The organism is Microbulbifer mixtoriginis (SeqCode) (genome assembly GCF_052466765.1).
This window is the reverse complement of sequence record NZ_CP174289.1, coordinates 2231797-2243547: the sequence shown is the minus strand read 5'-3', so window position 1 is coordinate 2243547 and position 11751 is coordinate 2231797. Positions and strand designations below refer to the sequence as shown.

General features: G+C 54.7%; 5 protein-coding genes. 4 read left to right on the top strand and 1 reads right to left on the bottom strand.

The genetic code is table 11. The features are described from left to right. Window positions 1-159: 159 nt before the first annotated feature. The gene (locus ACJJIV_RS09815) at window positions 160-6576 is read left to right on the top strand and encodes a hybrid sensor histidine kinase/response regulator (protein WP_444891711.1); all 6417 of its coding nucleotides are present in this window, start codon (window positions 160-162) and stop codon (window positions 6574-6576) included. 42 nt (window positions 6577-6618) lie between these two features. Then, complete coding sequence (locus ACJJIV_RS09810; protein WP_252084186.1) at window positions 6619-7101, top strand: chemotaxis protein CheW; 483 nt, start codon at window positions 6619-6621, stop codon at window positions 7099-7101. 142 nt (window positions 7102-7243) lie between these two features. Here ACJJIV_RS09810 and ACJJIV_RS09805 read toward each other — a convergent pair whose 3' ends face one another. Continuing rightward, window positions 7244-9928, bottom strand: coding sequence for a penicillin-binding protein 1A (locus ACJJIV_RS09805; RefSeq protein ID WP_252084187.1), 2685 nt, complete (start codon window positions 9926-9928; stop codon window positions 7244-7246). A 147-nt stretch (window positions 9929-10075) separates the two neighbouring features. Between ACJJIV_RS09805 and ACJJIV_RS09800 the strand changes: the two genes are divergently transcribed. Next, on the top strand, window positions 10076-11152 hold the full coding sequence (locus ACJJIV_RS09800) for a pilus assembly protein PilM (protein ID WP_252084188.1): 1077 nt from the start codon (window positions 10076-10078) through the stop codon (window positions 11150-11152). 1 nt (window position 11153) lies between these two features. Next, a complete protein-coding gene (locus tag ACJJIV_RS09795; RefSeq protein ID WP_252084189.1) occupies window positions 11154-11744 on the top strand; it encodes a PilN domain-containing protein in 591 nt (196 codons plus the stop codon). The last annotated feature ends 7 nt before the right edge of the window (window positions 11745-11751 follow it).

Here is an 11751-nt window from a genome sequence, read left to right as displayed (position 1 = left end):
CCCACAAAATAAAGCCCGGCGCCTTCGTTGGCTGCCGGGCGGAGAGGGCGCACGGAGCAATTTCCGCAAGATTGCGAACCCTGGATCGCTTCGGGTAGAGCGCCTGCATAGAGAATGAATTATTGGGGACTTGGCGTGAGTCACGACAATCCGAATTTCATGGCCCTGGACTGGCTGATAGGCGAAATTAACGAGACTCTGGCACAGGCACGCCAGTTCCTCGAGACTTTCGCAACGGATCCGCAAGCCGGTGAGACCCTGCTGCAGAACAGCTTGTCCCTGGTGCACCAGGTACACGGTAGCCTGCATATGGCGCAACTCAATGGTGCGGCGATGCTGGCTGAGGAAATGGAGCAATTGCTTCAGTCACTGGCCGGTGGCACCGTTGAAAATACCGATGAGACGCGCGAATTTATGATGCGCGCCCTGCTGGAATTACCTCTCTATTTAGAGAAGGTTTCTTTTCAGCGCCGTGATAATGCGGTGCTGTTGCTGCCCCTCCTCAATGATTTGCGCGCGGTGCGCCGCGAGCGCCTGATTACCGAGGGCGCACTCTTTTCCCCGGACCTCACTTCATCGAATCGCATCACCGGAAAGCGCCAGCCTTTGACTGCAGACAATGTGCGCCTGCAGGAGCTGGTGGGCAAGTTGCGCAAGATGTATCACGTTGCCGCAGCGGGGCTAATCCGCGATGTAAACAGTGGTGAGAGCCTCTCTTACCTGGTGAAAATTGTCGAGAAGTTGCAGCTTCTCTACAGCGGTAGTCGGCGGCAGTCTCTGTGGGAAGTATTACTGGGTATCCTGGAAGCCCTGGCAGAGCACCGTATCAATGTGCAACCAGCATTGCGCCATCTGCTGCGCCGAGTCGATGTAGAGTTCCGCCTGCTGCAGGGTCGCGGTGCCAGAGTACTGGATGCCGAGCTGGATGCAGACTTCCTGAGCAACCTACTCTTCTACGTTTATCTGGCCGGTCCAAATGGTAGCCGTTGCCAGGAACTGTACCAACGCTTTGCCCTGGATAGGGCAGTGCCGGGCACGCCCCGCCCAGATACAGAAGATGTCTTGGCCATGGGGCCTGAAGCATTGGGTACTGCAATAACTGCACTGCGTGAAGAGTTGCAGCTGGTGCGTGAGGCGCTGGAACCCAGTGGCGCAGCCTCCGAACTTCCTCCCCTCAGTGAGACTGCTGCTATCGCCAAGCGGATTGCAGACACCCTCGGCGTTTTGGGTCTCGAAGCGCCGAGAGGTCGTGCCCGCGGCATTTATGAGTACCTACGCGATGCTTCGCGCGGCACTGATGTCGAAGAGTACCTGATGCGCGCCGCAGGTGAGCTGGTGCAGCTTGACTCAGCTCTATCGGCTGCTGTCGACCGCAATAAGCGCGGTGATAATGAACAGCCGATTATGGGGGATGCTACAGATTCGGTGCTGCGCGAAGCGCGCCTGGGCCTGGAGGCGGTTAAAGAGGCGGTCATGGAGTATGTGGCCAGCCACTGGGATATCAGCTATCTAAGCCGCGTACCCCAGCGCCTGCAAGAGGTATGTGGTGGCCTTGAAATGGTGGGCTACCAGCGTGCGAGCAAAATTATTGCCGCTTGTAATCACTTTATCAGCGATGCACTGATCGACCGGGCAGAGCAGCCGGAATGGCGAATGCTCGATACCCTGGCCGACGCGATTACGAGTGTCGAATACTATCTGGAACGCCGAGTTGAAGGCCTGGATGATACCGAGATGTTGCTGGCTCTGGCGGAAGACAGTGTCGCGAACCTCGGCATTGCCTTTACTGATGCTGAGGTATCTGCGGAGGAGACTGAGTCCGTCCACGAAAGCGTGGTGATTGAAGAGGATAACGCTGGACTTGAGCTATTTTCACCGGAGTTTTTCGATAGCGCAGACACCGACAAAGATAATCGTGAAGAGCAACTTCTCAATGTTGTCTCTGCAACGGCTGAGCTTGAGATCGAATCCGTCCCTTATGTTGAACAGCCAGTGGAGAAAACACTGGATCTGCAGCAAGTGGAAGTCCCTGCTGCGGAAGAAGCTAATGAGCATGAAGACAACTGGTTCTCAACAGTTGAAAGTACTGTCGAGCCTGAGACTCTTTCCGAGGCCCCGGCGGTAGCTGCAGAAGAAGAAATTTCTGTAGCAATGGCAGCAGACAGCGAAGATGTGTTGTCACCTAACGAAGTGGAGCCGCTTGCAGAAACTGGGTCAACCTCAGAGCCTGTTGAGAGCGAATCGCAAGAGTTAGTCGATGATAGCGAGAGCTTGATCGATGATGAGATCATCGAAATTTTCCTCGAAGAAGCCAGCGAAGTACTCGCGCATATCGGCAATTATTTTCCGGAATGGGCCGCTAATTTTGCCAACTCAGACGCCCTGGTGGAGTTCCGCCGTGGCTTCCATACCCTGAAAGGCTCCGGCCGTATGGTCGAGGCGCTGGATATTGGTGAGTTGGCCTGGTCCGTGGAAAATATGCTTAATCGGGTAATCGATGACAGCATAAAGCCTGAGCGCGCCCATGTGCTGTTAATTGAGCGGGTATATCAGAAGCTGCCATCGATGATCGAGGCATTCCGTCTCCGCAAGAGCGATCCGGACAAATCCCTTACCCTGCAGTTACAAGCCTGGGCGGAGCAGCTCAGCCAGGGGCATATCCCCTCGGAACTGCTGGTCGAAGATGCCAATACTGCAGCTACTGTAATCGTTGAGGAAGAAGAATGCAGCGACGAGCGGGCACAGTTGTGGGAGATCTTTGCCCAAGAGGCCGAAACCCATCTGGGTGTCGTTGATGACTACCTTGCAGACATGCGTGCTGCGGCTCCGGTTTACGGTGTACCCAGTGACCCCCTGCACCGAGCCCTGCATACCCTGAAGGGCTCTGCGCATATGGCAGAGGTCAAGGTGGTGGCCGAAATGATGGCGCCGCTGGAGCGCTTCGCCAAAGAGCTGCGTATTTACCAGGTGCCCATCGATGCGGATATCTTCGAGTTGATTGGCGATGGCGCAAATTACGTGCGTCAGGTTTTGGCACAGATCCGCGCTGCAGAGGCCATTGAGGTTGAGAGGGCCGAGCAATTCCTTGCCCGTGTTGCCGAGTTGCAGGAACGTTCCGTAGGCCACCTGATCCGCGAGCGCGAAGCGAATGAGCCAAGAGCAGTAGATCCTCAACTTCTTGAAGTGTTGATGGCAGACGGTATGCGTGTCCTGCTGGATGCGGATCAGATGCTCAATCAGTGGCGTGCAAATCCTGCCGATAAATCTCAGGTGAGTGAAGTTGCCGAAGAGCTCAATACCCTGCAGGAGGCTGCCAGTCGCGCTCAGCTACCGACCCTGGCAGAGCTGGCACAGTTACTGTTGGAAGTTTATCGCAAAGTATTGGCCGATCAGCTAGAGGAAGAACCCGCCTTATGGGCCTCCCTTGAGCAGGGGCACAACGAGTTACTTGATCTAGTGGATGCTGTCGCCGCTGCCCAGGACTTACCTGAGGTTAGTGAGGCGGTAGAGGAAGCTCTGCGCTATCTGGCCGAAGGCGAAGTGAGCGAAGATGTACCAGAGGATGACTACGACCTGAGCGAACTGGGTATCGAGGCACAAACTCTCGACCCTGAAGCTGGAGAGGTTGCAGAGGTTTCTGGTCTAGAAACTGAAAATATTGAAGAGCACTCAGTTTCTGTCGACGAGGTGCAAGCCTCCGTACTGGAGCCGATTTTTGCCCCCACCGCTGAGTCCGTTTCTGCGACTTTGCCTGAGGTAGAGTTAGAGTCCGCGCAATCAACGGAAGTTGAAACTGTCGATGCTCCAATGGTGGAGATGGTAGACGAGAGCGCTGTGGAATCCGTGGACGTCTCACCCGAGCCAGTCTTGGATGACCTCTATGACGCGCTGTTCGAGGTGGCCGAGACTACAGACATCTGCGCTGACAAGACAGCTGAATCTGAACAGAGTGCAGTAGGGCCTGCTATTGAGGCTGTGGAGCCTGTTCACCAAGCGCCTACTGTGGAAGTGGTATCAGAGTCACAAGCTGGGCTGAGTATTGCCGAACAACAGCGCCTGTTGGCGGATATTGATCCCGATGTGGTCGATGTCTTTATGGAGGAGGCTGGCGATCTTACCGACGAGCTGGAAGAGCTGATTCAGGCTTGGGAAGACACACCAGAGAGTGGTGAGCAGGCTGAGGCGCTCAAACGGGTGCTGCATACCTTCAAGGGCGGCGCCCGCATGGCCGGCCTTATGGGGCTTGGTGAAGTTGCTCACCGCTTTGAAACAGCGATCGAGGGCATGCGCGATATTGTGAAACCCTCTGCACAATTCTTTAGCGAGGCGCATTTCACACATGACCGTATTGCCGAGGGAGTAGAAACAGTTCGCGCTTGGATGGCAGGTGAGCAGCTGGAGGCCTTTGTTCAGCTGATCACCACAGATTGGGCCGACATTCAGAACCCGCTTGGCAATGTGTCTGAACCTGTCACTCAAGCTATCACGGAGGAAGTACCTCCAAGTATTGATTCTGAATTTGTGACTGTTGCTGATGAGTCCATCGTTGTCGATAAACAGGAGTCACTGTCCGCAGAAAGCGAGGAGCGTCCTGAACCTGAGCAGCAGCTAGAGCCCTCTGAGTCATTGCCGCAGCCATTACAATCTTCTGATGCTGGCAATGTTCTGCCATTTATCCGCAAGCCCGAGGGTGTGGAAAATGAAGTGGCGACTCCCACCAGGAACCAACCACAGGAAATGGTTCGGGTTGCCGCTGAGCTTTTGGAAGAGCTGGTGAACCTCGCCGGTGAAACCGCAATCTCCCGAGGCCGTCTCGAAGAGCAGATGAGCGAGTTTGGCCTGGCCCTCGATGAGATGGATTCAACCCTGTTGCGCCTCAATGAGCAGCTGCGTCGTCTGGATCGTGAGACCGAGGCACAAATCTTGTTCCGCCAGGAGCAGTTGGCCGAGCAGGATGGTGATTTTGACCCGCTAGAGATGGACCGCTACTCATCTATTCAGCAACTGTCCCGTTCCCTGCTTGAGTCCACTTCTGACTTGATGGAGCTGCGCTCCACCCTGGATAACAAAGCCCGCGATACCGAGACACTGTTGCTGCAGCAATCCCGTGTTAATACCGAGTTGCAAGAGGGGTTGATGCGCAGTCGCATGGTACCTTTCTCACGCTTGGTGCCCAGGCTGCGTCGTATTGTGCGCCAGGTGAGTGCGGAGCTCGGTAAACAGGTGGAGCTGGTGTTCTCCAATGTCGAGGGGGAACTGGACAGGTCCATGCTGGAACGTATGGTGGCACCTCTGGAGCATATGCTGCGCAACGCGGTAGACCACGGCATTGAAATGCCTGATGCACGCCGCGCGGCAGGCAAGGCCGAACGCGGTCGCATCGATGTGGCTCTCGCCCGAGAGGGCAGTGAGGTGGTGCTGACCATTCGCGACGATGGAGCAGGGGTGAACCTGATCCGTGTGCGGGAGAAGGCTGTGGAAAATGGCCTGATGCGCCCGGATGCGGAGCTCTCCAATACCGAGATATTGCAGTTTATTCTTCAGGCAGGTTTTACCACTGCGGAAAAAGTTACCCAAATTTCCGGCCGTGGTGTCGGTATGGATGTAGTTTCCGCCGAACTCAAACAGATCGGTGGCAGCGTGCATATCAATTCCGAGGCGGGTGCCGGCACGGAATTTGTAGTGCGTCTGCCGTTTACCGTATCGGTCAACCGCGCACTGATGGTGAAGATTGGCGAAGACCTGTTTGCCCTGCCACTCAACACTATTGAAGGTATCGTACGCCTGAGCCCCTTTGAGCTGGAGCATTACTACCGCTCTAGCGATGCCCGCTTTGAATATGCGGGCGAGCTGTACGAAGTGAACTACTTCGGCACCCTGCTGAAGTCTGGTGCCCAACCGAAGCTCAGTGTTGATGATATGCAGTTACCGGTATTGCTGGTGCGCTCCGAAGGTCACGCTATGGCCCTGCAAGTGGATGCTATCCGCGGCAGCCGCGAGATTGTTGTAAAGAGTCTTGGTCCGCAGTTTTCTGGTGTGCAAGGAGTTTCTGGGGCAACGGTAACTGGTGATGGCAGTGTGGTGGTGATTCTCGATGCCCATGCCCTGCTGCGGCGTCAGGCAACCCAGTTAGCACGCCCGAATATCCCACAGCTGCAGTTGCAGGTAGAAGAGCAGCCCGAGCGGGAAGAGCGCCAGCAGACCGTAATGGTGGTGGACGATTCCGTAACGGTACGCAAGGTAACCACACGCTTCCTGGAGCGCGAAGGTTATCTGGTCAGTACCGCCAAAGATGGTCAGGATGCCGTGATTCAGCTGCAGGATAAGGTTCCAGATCTGATACTTCTGGATATCGAGATGCCTCGTATGGATGGCTTCGAAGTGGCGCGGCATATTCGCTCCAGTAGTCGCTTGCGAGATATCCCCATCGTGATGATTACTTCCCGTACCGGTAGTAAGCACCGTGATCACGCTATGTCTCTCGGAGTTAATCACTACCTGGGTAAGCCCTACCAGGAAGACGTATTGCTGGAGGCTATTCGAGAATATGCCGGCACTTCGGCCGTCGGCAGTTGAGCGAATACCAAGAAATGAAATATTGCATGCAAGAGGTAGGCAATGAGTGAAGTTGAAGCGCTGCCGCTAGATGTTCCCCAGGAGGTGAGCAGCCTGCTGTTGCCGCTACAACAGGGCCAGATGTTGGTTCCTGTAGAAAGCCTTTCCGAGGTGATCGCTATGCAGGTACCTATGGCGGCATACGATGTGCCTGAGTGGTATCTGGGGGACCTCATTTGGCGTGAGCAACGCCTGCCGTTGTTGTCTTTTGATGTGATGCGTGGCGAAGCACTGGGCGGAACCTCAGAGAATGCCCGTATCGCGGTGCTGAGTAGCGGAAACCCCGATGGAGACCTGCCCTATTTTGCTCTTATATTGCAGGGGACACCGCGTTTAGTAAGGGTGACCCAGGAAGAACTAGTGCTACGGGAGCAAACCCTGAGCCCAGGGGAGCTAATGCACGTGGCACTTTTAGGTGAAGAGGCCGTCATTCCCGATCTGCAGAGCGTAGAGCGTGCCTGCCTTAGGTATAGAGAGTCAGAATAGTGGCGTAATAGCGCGGATATCTCTTGTATGACAGGTGATCAGAGAGAAAACAACAACCAATAAAAGAAAAGGGGCCATGGGCCCCTTTTCTTTTATTGGTGTGCCCACTCATTAAGTGGGCTTATGGCAGGGATGCCGTATCTTAGAAAAGCTCTTCGGGTGGTGGCTCACTCGATCGGTCCCGGCCCGGCATCTCATCGTCGGAGTATCTGGAGCGATAGGGGTTGTAGGCCTCGCGCCCGGGTACCCTATTGGTGCGGAATATCTCAAACATGCCGCCATAGGAGGTACGTAGGCCGTTCTTGGGGTTGATACGCACGGTCGTTATGCTATCTGGCTGGGGCAGGTGACGCTCGGGCAAGCCCTCCAGGGCAGTACTCATAAAATCTATCCAGATAGGCAGCGCCGCAGAGCCACCGTACTCATTCTTACCGAGTTCGCCGTAAGAGTCGAAACCCACCCAAGCACTGGTGGCAAGGTAGGGGCTATAACCTGAGAACCATGCGTCGCGCGGGCCGTTGGTTGTTCCCGTCTTACCAGCGATATCACCGCGCTTCATAGCGAGGGCGCGTCGGCCGGTGCCTTTTTTTATCACATCCTTGAGAATGGAATCCATGATGTAAGCCGTCTCCGGGGTCATGGCGCGCGGTGCCAGGGGGCGTGCCTGGAGCTTGGATGAATCCAGTGGGCCAACCGGGAGTACTTTCAGCTCGGGAGGCTCTTTGCCTTGGTCCGGGCCCTCTTCACCGGGCTGAATTGCCGCTAGGTTGAGTGGCTCCTGATTATTGAACCCTTGGGACTCACTGCCAGGCTCAGGACAGTCATTGCACACAGTGAGTGGTAGGGCCTGGTAGAGGGTTTCGCCATTTACATCTAAAACCCGGTCAACAAGATAGGGTTCCACTCGATAGCCACCATTGGCGAAAGCTGCATAGCCACGCACCATTTCTAGGGGCGTCAGGGCCGAGCTGCCCAGTGCGATGGTTAGGTTGCGCGCCAATTTACTGCGGTCAAAGCCGAAGCCCTCGACAAAACCGAGGGCGTAATCGAGCCCCAGTGCCTGCAGCAGGCGAATGGAGACCATGTTACGTGACTTATACAGAGCCATACGCAGGCGGGTGGGGCCAAGGAAAGTGCCGCCATCATTCTCCGGGCGCCACACATCTTGCAGATTGGTTTCCTCGAAGATTATTGGGGCGTCGTTAATCACACTGGCGGCGGTATAGCCGCGCTCGATAGCCGAAGCGTAGATAAATGGCTTGAAACTGGAGCCAGGTTGCCGCGCCGCCTGGGTGACGCGATTGAAGTGGCTCTGGCGGAAGTCATAGCCACCTACTAAGGCGCGTATGGCGCCGTCTTGGGGATCGATGGAGACTAGGGCTCCTTGGGCCGATGGCACTTGGGTTAGCTCCCATTCCTCAGTAATTTGTGGCTCCAGGGGGCTGGAAGAGACCTCTTCGGGCTCTGCAAATGGATCGGGGTTGGGTGTGTCTTCAAAGGCGCTAGCAAGTTGGGTTGCCCCACCTGCGCTGGTAGGTTTGTCCTGGGAGCCGATAACCTCAGTGTGCTTAATCTCAATGCGGCGTAGGCGCACCACATCACCAGGTGCAAACATCTTCTCAGCAGACTGTAAGCGTGGTCCTCGTGAGCTTTCAGTAATATAGGGACGAATGGAGTCGAGCCCATTCTCCCAGGGAACCTCGACCACACGGCGGTCGCGCAGCTGTACTTGCAACAGCTTTGGCTCCACCGCAGTGACTACCCCAGGCTCAAGCCCACCCAGCACAGGGATTTCATTGAGCAGATCAATCAGTTGGTCACTGTCATGTAGCAATTCCGGTGGCAGTCGCTGTTCCGGGCCACGATAACCGTGGCGTGAATCGTAGGTTTCGAGGCCGTGTTGCAGTGCCCTGCGCGCCTGGTCCTGCAGGCGGCTGTTGACCGTGGTGATGACCTGATAGCCATCGGTGTAGGCACTGTCGCCAAAAAGCTCAACAGCTTCTTTACGCGCCATTTCGGCTATATAGGGGGCATCCAGATCCAGATCGCGGCTGTGGTAGCTAGCGGTCACCGGTGCGGTAATGGAGTGCTTGTACTCATCCTGATCGATGTATCCTAGGTCGAGCATGCGCTTCAAAATCCAGTTACGGCGCACCAGGGCCCGAGTGGGGTTGGCGATGGGGTTGAAGGTGGAGGGGGCCTTGGGCAGCCCCGCCATCATTGCCCATTGCGCCATACTCAGGTCCTTGATGTCACGACCGTAGTAAACATGTGCGGCAGCCTGAAAGCCATAGGCGCGGTTACCCAGGAATATTTTGTTGATATAGAGTTCCAGAATCTCATCTTTGCTGAGTTCGCGCTCAATTTGCAGTGATAAGAGGATCTCATTGAACTTGCGGATAAAACGCTGCTCACGGCTTAGGAAGAAATTGCGCGCCACCTGCATGGTTAAGGTACTACCACCAGACTGGATTGAGCCGGTCTGCACCAGCTGTGAAGCTGCCCGCATCAAACCCTTAATCGAAACCCCACTGTGTGAGTAGAAGCTCGCATCCTCTGCTGCCAGTATTGCCTTGATAAATGGTTCTGGCGTTTGTTCGATGGTAATAGGGTTGCGCCGTTTCTCGCCAAACTCACCTATCAGTTTCATGTCTTGTGAATAGACGCGCAGTGGGGTCTGTAGGCGAATATCCCGCAGGCTTTCGACTGAGGGTAGCCCGGGTTTCAGGTAGAGGTAAATGCTGGCGAAAACCATGGCTGCGCCGGCTGCTCCGGCGAGGCAAAGCCAGAGCAGCGCTAGTAGACGATTTCGGGCTTTTACTGTCATGAAACTACTTCTGTGTACTTCATTTGTATGATTCGGTGAATAATTATACGAATATTGTGCGCTATTACCTATGCAAATGCCGGTTGAAGCGGTAATTTAAAGTGCTATAACATCAAACTTTCATAACCCACGGAAAAGATAAGAAAAATGGGGATTTTCCCTTTTCTGGATAAAGGCCCGAAGGCCATGTTGGGACTCGATATTAGCTCGACCGCAGTAAAGTTGCTGGAGCTAAGTCGCAATGGTGACAAATATCGGGTCGAAAGTTACGCCGTGGAACCCCTGCCGCCGAATGCGGTAGTGGATAAGAACATCAATGATGTTGGCGCCACGGCGGAAGCTATCCGCAAGGTAGTGCGCCGTTCCAAAACCCGACTGCGCCGTGCGGCTGTCGCCGTATCCGGCTCCGCAGTGATCACTAAGACCCTGGAAATGCCCGCTGATCTCTCCGATGAGGATCTGGAAGCGCGTATTGCCTTGGAAGCAGATCAGTACATTCCCTATCCCCTCGAAGAAGTTAGTCTCGATTTTGAGGTACAGGGGCCATCTGAAAGAGGGGATGACCAGGTGGAAGTGTTACTGGCAGCATGCCGCAGCGAAAATATCGAACAGCGGGTTTCCGCCCTCGGTGAGGCTGAGTTGGAGGCGGGTGTCGTGGATGTGGAAGCTTACGCTATTGAGCGCACTTACACTCTACTGGAAGATCAGTTTCCTCCCCAAGAGCAGTTGGTTGTTGCGGTAGTGGATATCGGTGCGACTATGAGTGCACTGTCTGTACTGGTTGATGGCAAGACAGTTTATACACGGGAGCAGCTATTCGGTGGCCGCCAGCTCACCGATGAGATTCAGCGGCGCTACGGCCTCTCCGCCGAAGAGGCCTCCCTGGCGAAGCACCAGGGTGGCAGCGGATTGCCCGATGACTATTATGCCGAGGTTCTGGAGCCGTTTCGGGATGCGGTGATTCAGCAAGTCACCCGCGCGCTGCAGTTCTTTTACTCTTCGACTTCCTATAGCGATGTGGATTACATATTGCTCAGTGGTGGTGTTGCCGCAATGGAAGGTTTGTCTGATTTGGTCGGTGAAAAACTGGGCAAACCCACAGTGATTGCCAATCCTTTTTACAAAATGGCTACCTCTTCTCGGGTAAACCAACAGATATTAGCCAAAGAGGCTCCAGGGCTGATGATCGCGGCAGGGCTCGCCATGCGGGAGAAGGAGTACTGAGATGGCCAAGATTAATCTACTCCCCTGGCGCCAGGAATATCGCGCACAAAAGCAGAAAGAGTTTCAGCAAGTATTAGTGTTGGTGATTATTGCTGCTGCGGCGTCGGTTTTTCTTTGGATGAAAACGGTTGATCGGCAAGTCGCTACCCAGAATGAGCGCAATCAGATACTGCAGGTCAAGATTAATGCTCTAGATAAACAGGTAAGTGAGATTAAGGACCTGAAAAAGCGCCGCCAGGAACTGATTGATCGAATGCGGGTGATTCAGGAGCTCCAGGGGAACCGTCCTCTAGCTGTTCGTTATTTTGATGAGCTGGTACAGGCAACTCCTGAGGGGCTTTGGCTCCTTGAACTTACCCGCAAAGGTTCTCAATTGGAGTTGTCAGGAATAGCAGAATCCAACAACCGTGTATCATCTTTTATGCGCAATTTGGACCAGTCCGACTGGTATGAATCTCCAAACTTAACGGATGTTACTGCTAGCCCTGAGTATGGGGAACAAGCGAGTGCTTTTCAGTTAACAGTAAATTTGAGTGGTCGTAAGAGTGACGATGCTAACGATAGTGATTTAACTACCACTGGCGTTGAGTAAAGGAATT